Consider the following 18,717-nt stretch of genomic DNA (forward strand, 5'->3'; position numbering starts at 1 on the left):
ATGGTGACTGCTATCGCCTACGTGCGCCCCGTGACGATCGACGAGGCCATGGAGCTGCTGGCCTGGTCCGGCGCGGTCGCCCTCGCGGGCGGCACCCGAGTGAACAGCGATACCACGACCCGGCAGGTCGAGGTGGTGGACCTGCAGGCGCTCCATCTCGGCGGCATCCGGGCCGAGAGCGGGCAGCTGGTCCGCGTCGGTGCCATGACCACGCTGCAGCAGCTCGTGGACTGTGACCTGCTACCCGCCGTCGTGCGCGAGGCAGCGCGGCGCGAGCGGCCGAGCACGCTGCGCGCACAGGGCACCCTCGGAGGGTGCGTCGCGACCGGCGACGCGGAGAGCGAGCTGCTCGCGGCGCTGCTGGTCCACGAGGCCGTGGTGCACGTCGAGGGCCCCGCCGGCTCCGAGTCGGTCGCGCTGGCCGAGCTCCTCGCCGGGCTCCCGCTGGCCGGCGGCCGGGTGATCACTGCGGTGTCGGTGCGCACCGACGGCAGGGCCGCCGCCGCGCGCACCGCTCGGACCACCGCCGACAAGCCGATAGTGGCCGCAGTCGCGCGGGCGACGCCGGACGGGCACCTGGTCGCGCTCACCGGCGTGGCGCGCACGCCGGTCGTCGTACGGACCGGTGACGAGCTCGACCCGCCCGGTGACTTCCGCGGGTCGGGCGAGTACCGCCGGGCCCTGGCCGACGTCCTGACGACCCGAGTGGTGGAGGCGATCTCGTGATGGACATCCGGATCACGCTCAACGGCGCACCGCAGAGCGTCACCTGCGCCCCTGGCGACTCGCTGCTGGCCGTGCTGCGCCGGCTCGGCTGCTTCAGTGTCCGCAACGGCTCGGAGACCGGCGAGACCGGTGCGGCTGCGGTGCTGCTGGACGGCCGGCTGGTCGCCGCCGACGTCCTGCTGGCCGCCCAGGCCGGCGGCCACGAGGTCACGACCGTCGAGTCGCTGAACGTCGCCACCGGGGAGCTGCACCCCATCCAGGAGGCGTTCGTGGAGTCAGGTGCGCTCCAGTCGGGCTACTCGGCCGGGGCCATGGTGCTCGCCACCAAGGCCCTCCTCGACCGGGTCCCCGACCCCTCGGAGTGGCAGATCCGCGACGCGCTCTCCGGCGTCCTCGACCGCGAGACCGGCTACGTGAAGGTCGTCGACGCCGTCCAGCGGGCGGCCGCGCTGCTGCGCGGGGAGAAGCCCGAGCCGATGGCGCCCGTGGTCGTCGCGCGGCTCACCGACGGCGCCGGCGGGCCGGTCCCCGACGCCCCCGCGGCGATGCCGCGCCTGGTGCCCGCGGCAGACGTGCCGGTGACCCACGTGGTCGGCAAGGGCGCCGCCAAGGTCGACGCGGTCAAGCTCGTGAAGGGCAACCCGGCGTTCGTCGACGACATCGAGCTGCGCGGGATGCTCTACGCAAAGGTGCTGCGCAGCCCGCACGCGCACGCCCGCATCCTCGCGATCGACGACGCGGAGGCCCGGGCGCTGCCGGGTGTCCACGCGGTGCTGCACACGTTCAACACCCCACGCGTGAAGTACGCCTCGGGCGGCCAGAGCTGGCCCAACCCCCGGCCCTGGGACCAGGTCAGCTTCGACGACAAGGTCCGCCACGTCGGTGACCGGGTCGCGGCGGTCGCCGCCGACAGCATCGAGATCGCCGAGGAGGCGTGCCGGCGGATCGCGGTGACGTACGACGTGCTGCCGGCCGTCTTCGACGAGGTCGAGGCGATCCGGCCCGGTGCCCCCGTCATCCACGACGAGGAGGACACCGAGGGCATCCACGACGCCGCGCGCAACATCCCGCGCCAGGTCGACGGGCAGACCGTGTCCGACGAGGAGCTGGAGGCGGCGTTCGAGGCGGCCCCGCACGTCTTCGAGCGGACCTTCCACGTCCAGCAGCAGCACACGTGCCCGATCGAGCCGGCCATCACGATCGGCTGGCTCGACGAGGACGAGCGCCTGGTGCTGCGCAGCTCGACGCAGGTGCCGTTCCACGCCCGGCGGATGGTCGCGCCCCTGCTCGGCCTGCCGGTCAAGCAGATCCGGGTGGTCAAGCCCAGGATCGGTGGCGGGTTCGGCGGCAAGCAGGAGATGCTCCTCGAGGACGTCGTCGGGCACCTCGTGCTGGCCACTCGACGGCCGGTACGGCTCGAGCTGACTCGCGAGGAGGAGTTCGTCTCCGCCCGGATCCGGCACGCGCAGACCGTGACGTTCCGCGCCGCCGTCGACGACGATGGCCACCTGCTGGGGCTCGACCACCACGTGGTCGGCAACACCGGGCCCTACGCGACGCACGGGTTCACCGTGCAGTCGGTGTCCGGCCAGCGCGGCCTCTCGCAGTACAACTGCCCGGCCAAGCGCTATCACGCCGACGTCGCCTACACGAACCGCCCGGTGGCCGGTGCCTTCCGCGGCTACGGAGCCCCGCAGGCGCTGTTCGCCCTCGAGTCGCTCATGGACGACGTCGCGCACGGCCTCGGCCTGGACCCGGTCGAGCTGCGCCGGAGGAACTGGGTGCGCACCGGCGACCCCCTCGACATCCTGCCCGCGCTCGGCGAGCGCGGCGCCGCCGAGATCGCCGGAGAGCTGCCACGCGTGACCAGCTGCGCCACCGACGAGTGCGTCGCCCAGGCGCTGCGCGCGATCGGCTGGGAGCGGCGCAACGACCCCGCGTGGCGGCAGCCCGCGGACCGGCCCAACATCCGCCGGGGCCTCGGGTTCGCCCTGTGCATGCAGGCCACCGCGATCCCCAACCTCGACATGGGTGGCGCCTCGATCAAGATGAACGACGACGGGTCCTTCAACCTGCTCGTCGGCGCCACCGACCTCGGCACCGGGGCGGACACCGTGCTGGCCCAGATCGCCGCCGAGGTGCTCGGCGTCGAGACCGGCGACGTCATCGTGTACGCCGCGGACACCGACCTGACGCCGTTCGACGTCGGCGCCTACGCCGACAGCACGACGTACATCTCCGGCATGGCCGTCATGAAGGCCGCCGAGGCCGTGCGCGAGCGGATCGTGCTGCGGGCCGCCCGGCTGCTCGGGCTCGACGACCCGGGCCAGGTGGAGCTGCGCCACCAGCAGGCCTGGGCGCCCGACGGACGGTCGGTGACGCTCCAGGACGTGGCCCTCCACGCCCTGCACATCGCCGACCAGGAGCAGATCATGGCGACCGCTTCGCACGTCTCCGGCGAGTCGCCGCCGCCGTTCGCCGCGCAGACGGTCGAGATCGAGGTGGACGTCGACACCGGCCAGGTCACGGTGGTCAAGCTGGTGATGGCCGTCGACGCCGGTGTCGTCATCAACCCGACCACGGCCAGCGGCCAGGTCGAGGGCGCGATGGTGCAGGCGCTGGGCTACGCGCTCACCGAGGACCTGGTCCTCGACGAGCAGGGCCGGGCGGTGAACGCCCGGATCGGCCCGTACTGGATCTTCCGGCCCGACGACACGCCCCCGATGGAGGTCTTCCTCGTGCAGACGATGGAGCCCAGTGGCCCGTTCGGCGCCAAGTCGATCGGCGAGATCGCGATCGACGGGGTGGCGCCCGCCGTACGCAACGCGATCCTCGACGCGACCGGCGTCACCGTCAACGAGCTGCCCCTCACGCCCGAGCGGGTGTGGCGGGCCCTGCACGCCTAGCCGACGGAGATGACGAGCGACCTCGTGGTTCGGGGCGGCACCGTCGTCGACGGTGCCGGCACCCGTCGGGCCGACGTGCTCGTGCGTGCCGGACGGGTCGTGGCGGTGGAGTCCGGGATCGCGGTCGCCGGCGCCGACGTCGTGGACGCCGGTGGCGGCTACGTGATCCCGGGTGGCATCGACGTCCACACCCACTTCGCCCTGCCGGTGGGCGCGGTCACCTCGGCCGACGACTTCGAGTCGGGCACGCGAGCCGCGGCGTGCGGTGGGACGACGTGCGTCGTCGACTTCGCCGGAGCCGGTCGGGAGCCGTGGGAGGAGGCCCTGGCCACCTGGCACGACCGGGCGCGGGGTCGGGCCGTGGTCGACTACGGCTTCCACCTGACCGTCACCGAGCTCCCGGTGGAGCCCGAGGCCGCGGCCCGGCGGTTCGCCGCATTCGCCGAGCAGGGCGTGACCAGCGTGAAGCTGTACCTGGCCTACCCCGATCGCCTGATGGTCGACGACGACACCCTCGGCCGGGCCCTCGCGGCCTCGCGTCGTACCGGCGTGCGCGTCTGCGTGCACGCGGAGGACGGTGCCACCGTCGAGACGCTGGTCGGCGAGGCGGTGGCGGCGGGCCGGACCGGGCCGGACGCGATCCCGTCGGTACGACCGGCCGCCGTGGAGGCCGAGGCCATCCGCCGGGCCGCCGGGCTCGCGGGTGCCGCGGACGCGAGCCTGTACGTCGTGCACCTCTCCAGCGCGGCCGGGCTGGAGGCCGTCCGCACGGCCCGGGCCGCCGGCACCGACATCCACGCGGAGACGTGCCCGCACTACCTCGACCTCGAGCAGTCGCACCTCGAGGCGGGCGAGCAGGACTTCGTGTGTGCACCACCCCTGCGCGGTGCCCTCGATCGCGCTGCGCTGTGGGGCGCGGTGGCCTCCGGCGATGTCGAGGTCGTAGCGACCGACCACTGCCCGTTCACGGCTGCCGATCGGCGGCGCGGTACCGGCGGGACGGGCTGGACGGACTTCACCCAGATCCCCGGTGGGCTGAGCGGTGTCGAGACCCGGCTGTCCCTCGTCTACCAGGGCGTGCTCTCCGGGCAGCTGTCACTCGAGCGCTGGGTGAACGCGACGTCCGGCGCGCCCGCACGGCTGTTCGGGCTGGCCGGCGTCAAGGGAGCGGTCCTGCCCGGGCTCGACGCCGACCTGGTCGTGTTCGACCCGGGTGCCACCCGCACCCTCGACGCTTCGCGCCTGCACTCACGTTCGGACCGCAGTCCCTACGAGGGCCGCGTCGTCACCGGCTGGCCCGTGGTGACGCTCAGCCGGGGCGAGGTCGTGGCGGTCAACGGAGAGCCGGCTGACGCGCGGCCGGGTCGTGGTCGGTTCGTCCGAAGATCGCCGATCCTCCGCTGATGCCGGCGGCGGCAACCGGCCGTCCGGAATCGTCTCGCCGAGACCGTCAGCCACGTAAAGTGTCGTCGGGTTCCATGCGTGAGGAGAGCGGCATGGCAGCACCCAGCATCCCCAGTGTCACCGTCAACGGTCGCCCGCTGCCCCTGGCCGGGGTCTCCCCGCACACGACGGCGCTGGACTGGCTGCGCGGCACCGGTCTCACCGGAGCCAAGGAGGGCTGCGCCGAGGGTGAGTGCGGCGCCTGCTCGGTGCTGGTGGCACGTCCCGACGGCGACGGCACCCGGTGGACGGCGCTCAACGCGTGCCTCGTCCCCGCGGCCGCGCTCGACGGCCAGGAGGTCATCACCGCCGAAGGCCTCGGCACTCCCGACGACCTGCACCCCGTCCAGCACGAGATGGCGGTCCGTGGCGGGTCGCAGTGCGGGTACTGCACGCCGGGGTTCGTGTGCAGCATGGCGGCGGAGTTCTACCGCAGCGACCGGGCGGCGGACGGTCCGGGTGCCGAGGTCGGCCCGCGCGAGCGCGGGCCCAACGGCTTCGACCTGACCGCACTGAGCGGCAACCTGTGCCGCTGCACCGGCTACCGGCCGATCCGCGACGCGGCGTACGCCCTCGGGTCGCCGTCGCCCGACGACCACCTCGCTGCGCGTGTCCACCGGCCCGCACCCGCCCCCGCGGCCACCCGGATCGAGGACCGGACCGGAGTGTTCGTCCGCCCGAGGGACCTCGGCGAGGCGCTGGCCCTGCTCGGAGAGCACCCGGGCGCGCAGCCGGTCGCCGGCTGCACCGATTGGGGCGTCGAGGTGAACCTCCGCGGCGCCCGGGCGCCGTACGTCGTCGCCCTGGACCGGATCCCCCAGCTGCGGGAGGTGGCGATCCCCGCCGGGTCCGACGGCACGTTCGAGCTCGGTGCCGCGCTCTCCCTCTCCGAGGTGGAGCTCGCCCTGGCCGGCCGCGTGCCGCTGCTGGCCGAGGTGCTCGCGCTGTTCGCCTCCCGGCTGATCCGCAACGCAGCCACGATCGGCGGCAACCTGGCGACCGCGTCGCCCATCGGCGACCTCGCCCCCGCCCTGCTCGCCCTCGAGGCGACGGTGGTCCTCGTCGCCGCCGACGGGGACCGCGAGGTGCCGATCGACGAGCTCTTCACCGGCTACCGCCGTTCGCAGTTGCGACCGGGCGAGCTGATCCGCTCCGTGCGGATCCCGCAGCCGCTGGCCGGCCACACCGCGTTCCACAAGATCGCCAAGCGTCGGTACGACGACATCTCCAGCGTCGCGGTCGGCTTCGCCCTCGACGTCGTCGACGGGACCGTCGTCCGCGCGAAGGTCGGCCTCGGCGGCGTGGCCGCCACGCCGGTCCGCGCGCGGGCCACGGAGGCCGCCCTGGAGGGCCGACCGTGGTCGGCCGCGACGGCACGCGCGGCCGCTGCCGTCCTGCGCGGCGAGGGGACACCGCTGGACGACCACCGGGCCAGCGCCGCCTACCGCGCCGCGATGCTCGAGCAGTCGCTGCTCAAGCTGTGGTCGGCCTCGGGGCCGTCGAGGGCGGGTGGCGAGGCGTCGCCATGAGCGAGCTGTCCGAGCGCCCGGTCGACGCCGTCGTCGGCCTCGAGGTGCCGCACGAGAGCGCGGCCCTCCACGCCACCGGCACCGCGCTCTACACCGACGACCTGGTCGTGCGCACCAAGGACTGCCTGCACGCCCATCCGGTGCAGGCACCCCATGCCCACGCCCGGGTGACTGCGCTGCGGGCCGCTCCTGCCCTCGCTGTCCCGGGCGTGGTGCGGGTCCTCACCGCCGAGGACGTCCCCGGCGTCAACGACAGTGGCGTGCGCGGCGACGAACCGCTGTTCCCGAGCGAGGTCAGCTACGTCGGGCAGGCTGTCTGCTGGGTGCTGGGCGAGACGGCCGAGGCGGCCCGGCTCGGCGCCGCCGCCGTCGAGGTCGACTACGAGGTGCTGACCTCGCTGGTCCTGGTGACCGAGGCGATCGCGGCCGGGAGCTTCCAGGGCGGCCGGCCCACGGTCGCGCGTGGCGACGTGGAGCACGGCCTCGCGACGTCCGCCCGCGTCTTCAGGGGGGTGACCGAGATGGCGGGCCAGGAGCACTTCTACCTCGAGACCCAGTGCTCCCTGGCGCACGTCGACGAGGCCGGTCAGGTGTTCGTCCAGAGCAGCACCCAGCACCCCTCGGAGACCCAGGAGGTCGTCGCGCACGTGCTCGGTCTGCACGCGCACCACGTCACCGTCCAGTCGCTGCGGATGGGTGGCGCCTTCGGCGGCAAGGAGATGCAGCCGCACGGGTACGCCGCCGTCGCGGCTCTCGGAGCCGTGCTCACCGGCCGGCCGGTCCGGGTCCGGCTCACGCGCACCCAGGACCTCACGATGACCGGGAAGCGGCACGGGTTCCACGCCGGCTGGACGGTCGGCTTCGATCCGGACGGCCGGTTGCAGGCGCTCGACGTCACGCTCACCGCCGACGGCGGCTGGAGCCTGGACCTCTCCGAGCCGGTGCTCGCCCGCGCGCTGTGCCACGTCGACAACGCCTACTGGATCCCGCACGTGCGCCTGCACGGCCGGATCGTCCGGACCAACAAGACTTCACAGACGGCGTTCCGCGGGTTCGGCGGCCCGCAGGGGATGCTGGTCATCGAGGACATCCTCGGGCGCTGCGCCCGCCCGCTCGGCGTCGACCCGCTCGACCTGCGTCGTCGCAACTTCTACGCCGAGGGCCAGAGCACGCCCTATGGCCAGACGGTGCGACATCCCGAGCGAGCCCGCCTGGTGTGGGACCAGGTGGTGGCGAGCGGCCGCGTCGAGGAGCGCCGGCCGGAGATCGCCGCTTTCAACGCCACGCACGAGCACACGAAGCGCGGCCTGGCCGTCACACCGGTGAAGTTCGGCATCGCCTTCAACTTCAAGGCGTTCAACCAGGCCGGCGCGCTGGTCCACGTCTACAAGGACGGCTCCGTGCTCATCAACCACGGCGGCACCGAGATGGGGCAGGGCCTGCACACCAAGATGCTGCAGGTCGCGGCCACGACCCTGGGCGTCCCGCTGGAGCGGATCCGGCTCGCGCCCACCCGGACCGACAAGGTGCCGAACACCTCGGCCACGGCCGCGAGCTCCGGCGCGGATCTGAACGGCGCCGCGGTGAAGCACGCCTGCCTGCAGATCAGGTCCCGTCTCGACGAGCTCGCCGCGGGCCGGGAGATCGCCTGGGAGGACCTCGTGCGCGAGGGATACCTCGGCCGGGTCCCGCTGTGGGCGGCGGGCTTCTACCGCACCGATGGCGTCGAGTGGGACGCCGCTCGCATGCAGGGCCACCCGTTCAAGTACTTCGTGTACGGCGCGGCCGCGGCGGAGGTCGAGGTCGACGGCTTCACCGGGGCCTACCGGATCCTGCGGGTCGACATCGTCCACGACGTCGGCGACAGCCTGTCGCCGCTGGTGGACCTCGGGCAGATCGAGGGCGGCTTCGTGCAGGGAGCCGGCTGGCTGACCCTCGAGGACCTGCGGTGGGACGAGTCGGACGGACCGACCCGGGGCCGGCTGCTGACCCAGGCCGCGAGCACCTACAAGCTGCCGAGCCTCAGCGAGATGCCCGAGGTCTTCCACGTGTCGCTGCTGCAGGGCGCGCACGAGGACGGCGCCGTCTACGGGTCCAAGGCCGTCGGTGAGCCACCGCTCATGCTGGCGCTCTCGGTGCGCGAGGCGATCCGCTCGGCGGTCGCCGCGTTCGGCCGCGACCGCGACAGCGTCGAGCTGCCGTCACCGGCCACCCCGGAGGCGGTCTTCTGGGCGATCGAGCGGGCGCGGGCCGGCGCCACCGACGAGCCGGTCGCCCACGTCGCCCCGGGGGTCGGTTGAGATGCACTGGCACGCTGCGGTGGAGCTGCTCCGGCGCGAGCGCCGCGCCGGCGTACTCGTCACGGTGACCGCCGCCCGCGGCCACGCTCCGCGTGAGCCGGGGGCGAAGCTGGTCGTCGCCCGGGCGGTCCCTGCCTCCCGCGCGGCCTCGGGGTCGGCCCCGGTGCAGACCTGGGGCACGATCGGCGGCGGCAACCTCGAGGAGACCGCCCTGGACCGCGCCGCCGAGCTCCTCGACGGGCCGCCGGGACCGCCCGAGTCGCTGACCCTGCAGCTCACCGAGAGGGCACGCACCGAGCACGGCCGGCAGTGCTGCGGCGGCGAGGTCACCCTGCTCTTCGAGCATCTCCCGGTGCTGCCGGCGGTCGCCGTCTTCGGCGCGGGTCACGTCGGCCTGGAGCTCGCGCGCATCCTGTCCCGCCAGGAGCTCGAGCTGCACGTCGTCGACTCCCGAGCGGACCGAGTGGACGCGGCGCGGCTGGCGTTCCTCGACGACGGCCCGGCCGGCCTCCACCCGCACCACGCCCCCCTGCCCGAGCTCGTCCTCGGCGAGGTGCCTCCGGGGACGCACGTGCTGGTCATGACGCACGACCATGCGGAGGACTTCGCTCTCTGCGACACCGCGCTGCGCTGCGAGCACCTCGCCTCGATCGGCCTGATCGGGTCCGCGGCGAAGTGGCGCCGCTTCCAACGGGCGCTGACGGTCGAGGGTCACGACGCCGCCGCGATCGCGCGCATCCAGTGCCCCATCGGGCGGCCGGAGCTCGTGGGGAAGGACCCCGCCACCATCGCGCTCGGGGTCGCCGCCGACCTGCTGGCCCGGCTCGCGTGGGCCGGACCCCGGCTGAGCAGGTGACGTTGGTCCACTCGCGCTGACCGACCGGGGGTCTGTGTGTGCCTGCTTACAGATCAAGGGGGCCTCTGGCGGGCAGCCTGAGCGGGCGTCGACGCACCACGCACATCACGCGGCCGCCCGTGGCGGGCGGCTGCGGACGAATCGACAGCTCGAGGAGACGCGGCTTGTCCGTCATCACCATGCGCAGGATCGCCGGGCGCGTTCGCGCGCTCCGGCGGGCGACGACGCCGGTCGCAGGCTCGGCTCATGCTTGATGCCCCCGCGCGACGCTTGCTCGCGCCCGCCTTGGACCGGGTCGCGGCCGTCCTCGAACGGGCGGGAGTCCCGCCCCTGGCCCTCACGGGGACGGGGTTCGCGTTCGGAGCTGCGGCGTGCCTGGCCGCGGCCGGCGGCCGTTGGGGCCTCGCGCTCGCCCTGTGGCTGGCGAACCGGCTGCTCGACGGGCTCGACGGCCCGGTCGCCCGCCGCCGCGGAGCGACCGAGCTCGGCGGCTTCCTCGACCTGGTCGCTGACTTCACTGTGTACGGCGGGTTCGTCGTCGCCCTCGCGTACGCCGTCCCCGGGGCGCGCTTGGCCTGCATCGTCCTGCTCGGCACCTACTACATCTCGGGAACGGCCTTCCTCGGGCTCTCCTCCGTCCTCGAACGCAGGGCCCACGAGAGTCTCGACTGCGAGGTCGCTCAGGACGGCCGGAGTCTCCGCTTCGTCGGCGGTCTGGCCGAAGGCACCGAGACGGTCCTTGCGTACTCCCTCATCTGCCTGCTCCCCGCTCACGCCGTTGCGTTCGTCTGGACCTTCGCCGCAGCGGTCGCCATCACGGCCGGTCAGCGGGTCTGCACCGCGGTGGGGGTCCTCCGGCGTCCCCGCACCTCGCCGGCGGCCGACCCGACCGCAGACGCAGTCCGTCCGTCGTTCCATCGTCGATCCGTCAGGAGCCCCACATCGTGAACCACCGTCGCTGCATCCCCGCCCTCGTTGCCGTTGCCGCCCTCGGGCTCACCGCTTGCGGAGCGGACCCGGCTACGGGAGCCCGGGTGGGCAGCATCTCGACGGCGCAGGGCTGGGACGCCGTCGTCAGTGCAGCCGAGGGCCAGACCGTCAACTGGTACATGTGGGGCGGCGACCCCACTCTCAACGATTTCGTCAACGGCTATCTGGCCGACCGCCTCGAGCCCTTCGACATCACCATCAACCAGGTCAAGGTCAGTGACACGGCACAGGCCATCGACACCATGCTCGGCGAGCGGCAGGCCGGGAGGTCGACCGACGGTTCGGTCGACCTGGTCTGGGTGAACGGCGAGAACTTCGCCACCGGCAAACAGGCGGACCTGTGGGCCTGTGACTGGGCCCAGCACCTCCCCAACGCCGCGCTCTTCGACTTCGGCGACCCCGCAGTCGCCATGGACTTCGGAGTGCCGGTCGACGGGTGCGAGGCCGTCTGGCAGCAGGCCAACTCCGCGCTGGTCTACGACTCCGAGGCACTCGACGAGAGCGACGTCGCGTCCGTCACCTCCTTGATCGACTGGGCCGAGGCGCACCCTGGCCGATTCACCTACCCGGCACCCCCGGACTTCACCGGATCGATGGCCGTGCGCACCCTGCTCTACGACACGATCGGCGGACCGGACGACCTGACCGGGGAGTTCGACGAGTCGGCCTATCGTGACGCGGTCCCAGCCCTGTGGGACCGGCTCAACGACCTCGAACCGGCACTGTGGCGCGGCGGTGAGACCTACCCGCAGTCCCAGGACCAGGTCGAGAAGATGTACGCCGACGGCGAGATCGACGCGTACTTCACCTACGGTCCCGGCGCAGTGGGGGACAAGGTCGCCGTGGGAGTCTTCCCCGACTCCACCAGGGAGGCGGTTCTCGCTGGCGGCAACATCGCCAACAACAGCTTCGTCGGCATCCCCGGGAATGCGGCGCACCCTGAGGCCGCGATGGTGCTGGCCAACCTGCTTCAGGACCCGCAGACCCAGCTGGCTCTCTACAAGGCCGAAGGCACCTACCCGGGCATCGACCTGGCCAGGACGGACCGAGCCACCCGCGACGAGTTCGCCGACGTGCCGCGAAGCCCTTCGGTGCTCCCCCTCGAGCGGCTCCTCGCGGACGCCCAGCCAGAGCTCGCCGGGGCGTACGTCACCCGGATCGAGCATGACTGGAAGAGCGAAGTACTCCAGCGATGACCGGCCTCCGAGCGGTCCGACCCCGACCCGTGCGGCTCACCCGGCGGCGAGGCGGAGTACCCGTCGCCCTGCTGCTGGCGCCCGCCCTCACCGTGGTCGTCGTGTTCTTCCTCGGCGGCATCAGCTACGCCGTCGCCCAGAGCCTCGGCTACCAGCCGTTCATCGGCCGGCACGAGCTCGGCCTGGCGGCCTACCGCGACCTCGCCGGCGATCCCGCCGTGCGAGCCTCCTTCATCCTCACCCTGCGAGTCGCGCTGTTGGGCACCGCCATCGCGGCAGTACTCGGCACGTCGCTCGCGCTGCTCGTGCACCGGTTGGGACGCGGGCGTCGGTGGGCGATCACGATGGCCCAGGCCAACCTCGCTGTCCCGCACCTGGTCGGCGCCCTGGCCATCGGTCTGCTGCTCTCCCAGACCGGCCTGATCGCCAGACTGGCCCACGCGGCCGGCTTCGTGGGTGCGCCCCGGGACTTCCCGGGCTTGATCTCCGACCAGTACGGCATCGGCATCGTGGCCGAGTACGTGTGGAAGGAGACGCCCTTCCTCACCCTCCTCGCGCTCAACGCGCTCGGCCGCGGCACGGCACAGCTCGGTGACGCGGCTCGCGTCCTCGGCGCCAGGCCCTGGCAGCGGCTGCGCCACGTCACCATTCCAGCAGTATTACCGCCCCTGGCGGCAGGATCCGTGCTGGTGTTCGCGTTCGCGGTCGGCTCCTACGAGGTGCCCTACCTGCTCGGACGGCCCTATCCGGCGACCCTGCCGGTCGTCGCCTACCAGTACCACACCGACGTCGACCTGACCTACCGTGCCGAGGCGATGGCCATCGCAGTCCTCATCACGGCCCTCTCGGTCACCGCACTCCTCGCGTTCCTCGGGCTGCTCGGCCGGATCGCGCGGCGGCCGGCGTGAGCACCGCAGCCGACCGCAGGACGGTGCGACACCTGCCCCTCGCGCTCGTGCTGGCGATGCTGTGGGCACCCTGGGTGCCGCTGGTGCTCCGAGCCTTCACCGACAGCTGGCGGTTCCCCGCCGTGCTGCCCGAGCGGATGACCCTCCGAGGCTTCCGGACCATCGCCGCGCCCGACAGCGGCGTCTTCGAGGGACTCGTCCTCTCCCTGGAGATCGGGATCGCCGTGTCTGCGCTGGCCTGCCTCGTCGGCTGGCCGGCCGGCCGTGCACTGGGCACCTATCAGTTCCGGGGCCGCCGCGCCGTCCAGGCGCTGCTCCTGACTCCGGTCATCGTGCCGGCTCTGGCCGCCGCCATGGGCCTCCAGATCCTCTTCGTGCGCCTTGGGCTGGCCGGTAGCCCGCCCGGCGTCATGCTCGTCCAGTTGATCCCGGCGGTGCCGTACGCCACCAGCATCCTGGCCGCCGGGTTCGCCAACCTCGACCTCGACTACGAGACGCAGGCACGGGTTCTCGGCGCCCGCGGGCCACGACGACTCCTCGCCGTGACGATCCCCCTGATGCGCGGCCCGCTCGTGGCAGCCGCTGTCATGGCGTTCCTGATCTCGTGGAGTGACTTCCTGCTGGCGCTCCTGATCGGCGCTGGCCAGGTGAAGACCCTGCCGGTCCAGCTGTTCGCCGCCGTCACCGCCACCGACACGACCGTTGCGGCCGCCGTGGCCCTCACCATGGTCGCGCCCGCCCTGCTCGTGATGGCGGCGGCTGCGGGCCCGCTCGCACGGCTCTCCCAGGCCAATCTTGGAAAGGGCCCGCTGTGATCGCCCCCGAAGCGCCGCGGCTCGGCACCCGCGTCGACGTGGCCGCAGTCCGGAAGTCCTACGGCTCTGTGCGGGCGATCGAGCGGGTCGACCTCGCGCTGAGCCCGGCGTCCTTCACCGCGCTCCTCGGACCATCCGGATGCGGCAAGAGCACCCTGCTGGCGCTGTTGGCCGGTCTCGAGCATCCGGACGCCGGCGACATCCGGCTCGACGACCGATCGGTGCAGCACCTGCCGGCAGAGGACCGCCCGGTCGGCCTGGTGTTCCAGAAGCCGCTGCTCTTCCCGCACCTGAACGTGCTGGACAACGTGGCCTTCGGTCTGCGTATGCAGCGCCGGCCGCGCCGCGGTGCCCGGGCCCGCGCCCGGGACCTCCTCGAACAGGTCGGCCTCGCCGATCTGGCGCCGCGAAGGGTGGGCGAGCTCTCCGGCGGGCAGGAGCAACGCGTCGCCCTGGCTCGGGCCCTGGTCCTGCGACCGCGGCTGCTGCTCCTGGATGAGCCCTTCTCCCAGCTCGACCCCGACCTGCGGGCCCGGATGCGGCAGCTGGTCCGCACCCTGAGCGCCGAAGCCAAGCTGACCACCCTGTTCGTCACCCACGACCTCGCCGAGGCCGTGGACGTCGCCGACGAGATCGTGCTCATGCTCGACGGGAGGGTCGAAGGCCAGGGCAGCCCCGAGCGGTTCTACCAAGACCCGCCGACCCTCGAGGCCGCGCGGTTCTTCGAGGTCGCCAACGAGATCGCCGGGCACTGTGAGCGGGGGATGTTCCACGCGCCCGGACTGGTCGCGCCTCTACGCGTCCACCAGCAAGGCATCGAGGGTCCGGCGGTCCTGGTCGTCCGGCCCGAGTCGATGCGGCTGGGGTCCATCCGTGACGAGCCGGCCGGCATCTCGTCCGGCGCGTCAGAGACCGACGGACTGATCGTGCGGGCATACCCGCTCGGCGTGCGGTTCGCCGGCACCCACCTGATCCTCGAGGCGTGCACGGACGACGGGTTGCGAGTCCTGGCGCATCTGCCCCCGGGCACGACGGTCGCCGACCAGGGGTCCGTCCAGCTGCGCGCGGCCGCGGAGTCGTGCACGCTCTTCCCGAGCTCGTCCGCGTGACGCGAAGGGTGCTCCGGCTCCTCGTGCTCGCTGTCGTGGGCATCGCGGCCGCCCTCGCCTGGTCACAGGGGGTGCCGTCCCCCCAGGCCGTCGGCGGTCGCGGCTGGCTCAGTCTCGTGCTGTTCGTGGGGCTGTACGTCGTCGCGACCTTGCTGCCGGTCCCCAAGGCAGTCTTCTCCCTGGCCGGTGGTGCGATGTTCGGTGTCGCGGTGGGCCTGGCTGCGACGCTCACTGGGGCGACGCTCGGTGCGACGGTGGCCTTCGGGGTCGGTCGCCTGGTCGGCCGCGACTTCGTCCGAGGTCACCATGGGCCGCGGGTGGCGCGGCTGGACTCCATGCTGGAACGGCACGGCGTCACCGCGCTGATCGGGCTGCGACTGGTGCCGGTGATCCCGTTCACGGCCCTGAACTACACCGCCGGCCTGACATCGGTGGGTTGGCGGGCCTATCTCGTCGGCACACTCCTCGGGATCGCGCCCGGTGCAACCGTGTACACCGTCCTCGGCGCCTACGGCCGGGACCCCGGATCGTGGCCGTTCCGGGTCGCCGTGGTGGCGCTGGGGCTGTTGATGCTCACGGCGGTCATCGTTGCCCGCGTGCACCGCTCCGAGAACGGTGGCGGATCCGCTGCCAGGCCGCCAGCCGCCCGGTGAGCCAAGTGGTGCTCGGCTGCCGAAGCTGCTCGCGCACCGCCTGGATCGCGGGCTTCCACACCGCGTCCCCGAATCCGGGATACGGGTGCATCGTCCCGGCGAGCTCGCCGATGCGCATCCGGCTCCGCGCCGCCACCACCAGTTCGCCAAGGAGCTCTCCGGCTCGGGGGCTGACCACGGTCGCACCGATCACCCGGCGCCGGTGGTCCAGGACCAGGCGGGTCAGTCCGCGGGTGTCCCCGTCGGTGACGGCCCGGTCGACGTCGGCATGGTGCAGGTCCACGACCTTCGCCCCGGGGGCGTCGGCGCTCACACCGAACGCCGCGATCTCGGGATGGGTGTAGGTGACGCGGGGAATGGTCGTGGTGTCGACCCGCCGGCGGAGCCCGAGGACCGCGTTCGACGCGGCCAGGCTGCCGTGCACGCCGGCGACGTGGGTGAACTGCGGATGGCCGGTGACGTCACCGGCAGCCCAGATCCGCCGGTTGGTCGTCCGCAGCCGGGCATCGACCAGGACGTGTCCCAGGCCGCTGATCGCGACCCCCGCGGAGGCCAGGCCGAGGCCGTCGGTTCCGGGTCGGCGGCCGACGGCCACCAGAGCTCGGTCCGCCGAGATGATCTGCCCGGCTGCCGTCGTCACCTCGATACCCCCCACCCCCTCCGCCGCAGCGACTATCTTCGTCGCCAGTCGGACCTCGACCCCGTCCGCGAGCAGGGCGGAGCGCACCAGCCCGGCCGCGGCCGCGTCCTCCCGGGGCAGCAGCTCGGGAGCGGCCTCGACGAGGGTCACCTGGGAGCCGAGTCGAGCGAACGCCTGCGCGAGCTCGCACCCGATGCTGCCGCCACCCAGCACCAGCAGCCTCGCTGGCAGGGCAGTGAGGTCCCAGACGTCGTCGCTCGTCATGGCTGCGACGTCCGTCAGCCCGGGGACGTCGGGCATGAGCGGGCGGGAGCCGGTGGCGATGATGGCATGGCGGAAGCCGACGACCTCCCCGCTGGAGAGACTGAGCGACCGGGGCCCGAGGAACCGTGCCGTCGCGTGGCTGAGGAGGACGCCGGACTCCCGCAGGGTGTCGGGTGAGTCGATCGGCTCGATGGTGCCGACGACCCGGCGTACCCGAGCCATCACGGCGGCGAAGTCGACCCGGACCTCGCCGACGGTCACCCCGAAGTCATCGGAGATGCGGGCCGCCTGGGCGGCGTTCGCCGAGGCGATCAGCGCCTTGCTGGGCACGCAACCGGTCCACAGGCAGTCTCCGCCGGGCCGATCACGCTCGACCATCAGGACGCTGGCGCCGAATCCCGCGGCGGTCTTCGCGGCCACGATGCCGGCGGTGCCGCCGCCGACGACCACGAGGTCCCAGACGTCACCATCGTGAGGAGCCGCCGGGTCTGACGTCCACGCGGTGTGCTGCCCGCTCATCGTGCCTCCTGGCGGGCCGCCGGGCCGGTCGAGGTGCCGACCGCGACGTGGATGTGACCCCGTGCGAGGCGGTGATACCGCGTGTCCGTCAGGCCGTCGAGAACCGTTGTCCAGACCTTGCGGTTCCGGTCGACCTTGCCAGCCCACAACGCCAGTCGTGCCAGCGGGCGCAGCGGGGTGGCGAGCCCGGTCGGTAGGTCGGTGTCGACGACGGCCACCCGGCCACTCGGCGCGAGGCGCCCGAGCGCCGCCTGCCACGCACGGCGCCACTCGTGGATCACCGACAGCGAGTAGGTGAACAGCACGGCGTCGAAGGTGCCGTGGACCCCGGGGAGGGTCGCGGCGTCCCCGTCGACGAGCCGGACGTTCCGCCAGCCGGCCCGCACGACCTTCCGGCGTGCCTGGGCCAGCATGGCGGCGCTGGCGTCGATGCCGACCACCTCGCCGCGCGCACCGACTGCTGCGGTCAGCAGCGGCAGGTCGAGACCGGTGCCGCACCCGACCACGAGCACTCGAGCACCGGGCTGGAGGGCGAGGAGCCGGATGGCGGCCGCGCGTCCGTGGCGGTAGAGCAAACGTTCGCCTGAGACGGTGTCGTAGAAGCGGGCGCCGTACCGGTAGCGGGGGAGGGTCACCATGCGATCGGGACCGGCGGTCGAGACATCATCATGATCAGCCACCCTGTCGTAGCGATGGCCGGACCGACCGTGTCCCGGCTCACACAACTCGCGGTGCTTGCTCGACGCGCAACCCGGGCGGATGGAGGTGTGCGAGGGCCGCGCCGGAGAGGAGGCGCAACGGGACTGCAGCTCCCGCTCCGTCAGCGAGGACGGCGACGGCGGCCGGCGACCGGTTGGGGTGCGCTCATCGTCGGGCAAGCACGAGCGCGAAGTCTCCGGCCGGATCGGTCCACCATCCCTCGGGGTGCAGCCCGGCGTCCTCGAGCTCGCCCTCGGCGACCTCGGGGCGGAACTTCGCGGAGATCTCGGTCCGGATCTCCTCACCGGCCCCGAGACTGAGGTCGAGACCGAGCGCCGGTACCCGTACCGTCATCGGGCTGTCGGCTCGCAACCGCATCTCGATCCACTCGCGCTCGACGTCCCACAGGGCGACGTGGGCGAAGCGCAACGGATCGAAGTCGGCGCCGAGCTCGCGGTTGAGCACGCTCAGCACGTTCCGGTTGAACTCGGCGGTGACACCATCGGCGTCGTCGTACGCCGCGACCAGTCGAGCCGGGTCCTTCACCAGGTCCAGACCGAGCAGCAGGGTCTCGCCGACGTGCATCGACGCGGCCAGTCGCTGAAGGAAGACCCCACGCTGCGCAGGCGGGTAGTTCCCCAGCGTGCCGCCGAGCAGCGCGACGAGTCTGCGGCCCGGCGCGGGAAGCCGGTGCAGGTGCAGATCGAAGTCGGCCACAACGCCGTACACGGGCAGGTCCGGGTAGTCGTGCGCCAGCCCTGCGATGGCCTCGCGGAGCGCCCCCGCGCTGACGTCGACGGGGACGTATCCGGTCAGCGAGCCCGCCGCCAAGGCGTCCAGCAGGATCCTGGTCTTCTCCGACGACCCGGAGCCCAGCTCCAGCAGCACCTCGGCCCCGGAGAGCCGGGCGATCTCGGCAGCACTGGCCACCAGGATCGAGTGCTCGGTCCTGGTGGGGTAGTACTCGGGCAGCCGGGTGATGCGATCGAAGAGTCGGCTGCCGCGGTCGTCGTAGAAGTACTTGGGCGGCAGCCACCTCGGTGGCGCGGTCAGGCCCTCGCGCACGTCGAGCTCCAGGCTGCGTCGTAGGTCGGCGGCGGTGAGGAGGACCGTGGGGTCGACCGCGGCGGGGAGCCGGGTCCGGGGGCCGTCTGTGGTCATGCG

The 18,717-nt window shown here is 72.9% G+C and carries 15 protein-coding genes; 12 read left to right on the top strand and 3 right to left on the bottom strand.

Annotation, left to right across the window (positions count from 1 at the left end; translation table 11 throughout):
• The 12 genes from QMC84_RS06810 (at position 1) to QMC84_RS06865 (ending at position 15,431) form a co-directional block, all read left to right on the top strand.
• Entirely contained in the window at positions 1-726 is a 726-nt protein-coding gene (locus tag QMC84_RS06810; protein ID WP_300373160.1) for an FAD binding domain-containing protein, read from the top strand.
• Entirely contained in the window at positions 726-3,632 is a 2,907-nt protein-coding gene (locus QMC84_RS06815) for a molybdopterin cofactor-binding domain-containing protein (RefSeq protein WP_300373162.1), read from the top strand. Before QMC84_RS06810 ends, QMC84_RS06815 begins: the two co-directional genes overlap by 1 nt.
• A gap of 9 nt (positions 3,633-3,641) precedes the next feature.
• Positions 3,642-5,036, top strand: a complete 1,395-nt coding sequence (gene hydA, locus QMC84_RS06820) for a dihydropyrimidinase (protein ID WP_300373164.1) — start codon at positions 3,642-3,644, stop codon at positions 5,034-5,036.
• 92 nt (positions 5,037-5,128) lie between these two features.
• Positions 5,129-6,604, top strand: a complete 1,476-nt coding sequence (locus QMC84_RS06825) for an FAD binding domain-containing protein (protein ID WP_300373166.1) — start codon at positions 5,129-5,131, stop codon at positions 6,602-6,604.
• Positions 6,601-8,904: a xanthine dehydrogenase molybdopterin binding subunit gene (gene xdhB / locus QMC84_RS06830; protein ID WP_300373168.1), complete on the top strand. Its 2,304-nt coding sequence runs from the start codon at positions 6,601-6,603 to the stop codon at positions 8,902-8,904. Before QMC84_RS06825 ends, xdhB begins: the two co-directional genes overlap by 4 nt.
• A 1-nt stretch (position 8,905) precedes the next feature.
• Positions 8,906-9,760, top strand: coding sequence for a xanthine dehydrogenase accessory protein XdhC (xdhC, locus tag QMC84_RS06835; RefSeq protein WP_300373170.1), 855 nt, complete (start codon positions 8,906-8,908; stop codon positions 9,758-9,760).
• Between the two features lie 246 nt (positions 9,761-10,006).
• Positions 10,007-10,708 carry a CDP-alcohol phosphatidyltransferase family protein gene (locus QMC84_RS06840; protein WP_300373172.1) on the top strand — a complete coding sequence of 234 codons (702 nt, stop codon included), beginning with the start codon at positions 10,007-10,009 and terminating at the stop codon, positions 10,706-10,708.
• Entirely contained in the window at positions 10,705-11,946 is a 1,242-nt protein-coding gene (locus tag QMC84_RS06845; protein WP_300373174.1) for an ABC transporter substrate-binding protein, read from the top strand. The genes QMC84_RS06840 and QMC84_RS06845 overlap by 4 nt, the downstream gene beginning before the upstream one ends.
• Positions 11,943-12,854 (top strand): sugar ABC transporter permease, encoded by a 912-nt coding sequence (locus tag QMC84_RS06850; protein WP_300373176.1) that lies wholly within the window; start codon positions 11,943-11,945, stop codon positions 12,852-12,854. Before QMC84_RS06845 ends, QMC84_RS06850 begins: the two co-directional genes overlap by 4 nt.
• Complete coding sequence (locus tag QMC84_RS06855) at positions 12,851-13,669, top strand: ABC transporter permease subunit (protein ID WP_300373178.1); 819 nt, start codon at positions 12,851-12,853, stop codon at positions 13,667-13,669. Before QMC84_RS06850 ends, QMC84_RS06855 begins: the two co-directional genes overlap by 4 nt.
• Entirely contained in the window at positions 13,666-14,778 is a 1,113-nt protein-coding gene (locus QMC84_RS06860) for an ABC transporter ATP-binding protein (protein ID WP_300373180.1), read from the top strand. Before QMC84_RS06855 ends, QMC84_RS06860 begins: the two co-directional genes overlap by 4 nt.
• Positions 14,775-15,431 carry a TVP38/TMEM64 family protein gene (locus QMC84_RS06865; protein WP_300373182.1) on the top strand — a complete coding sequence of 219 codons (657 nt, stop codon included), beginning with the start codon at positions 14,775-14,777 and terminating at the stop codon, positions 15,429-15,431. Before QMC84_RS06860 ends, QMC84_RS06865 begins: the two co-directional genes overlap by 4 nt.
• Here QMC84_RS06865 and QMC84_RS06870 read toward each other — a convergent pair.
• From QMC84_RS06870 to egtD, 3 genes are all read right to left on the bottom strand, one after another.
• The gene (locus QMC84_RS06870) at positions 15,361-16,854 is read right to left on the bottom strand and encodes an FAD-dependent oxidoreductase (RefSeq protein ID WP_300373184.1); all 1,494 of its coding nucleotides are present in this window, start codon (positions 16,852-16,854) and stop codon (positions 15,361-15,363) included. The two genes, QMC84_RS06865 and QMC84_RS06870, sit on opposite strands and share 71 nt — an antisense overlap.
• On the bottom strand, positions 16,851-17,489 hold the full coding sequence (locus QMC84_RS06875) for a methyltransferase domain-containing protein (RefSeq protein WP_300373186.1): 639 nt from the start codon (positions 17,487-17,489) through the stop codon (positions 16,851-16,853). Before QMC84_RS06875 ends, QMC84_RS06870 begins: the two co-directional genes overlap by 4 nt.
• A gap of 229 nt (positions 17,490-17,718) precedes the next feature.
• Positions 17,719-18,714 (bottom strand): L-histidine N(alpha)-methyltransferase, encoded by a 996-nt coding sequence (gene egtD, locus QMC84_RS06880; protein WP_300373188.1) that lies wholly within the window; start codon positions 18,712-18,714, stop codon positions 17,719-17,721.
• Between the last annotated feature and the right edge of the window lie 3 nt (positions 18,715-18,717).

The sequence above is a fragment of the Nocardioides sp. genome (genome assembly GCF_030019515.1).
Taxonomy (GTDB): domain Bacteria; phylum Actinomycetota; class Actinomycetes; order Propionibacteriales; family Nocardioidaceae; genus Nocardioides.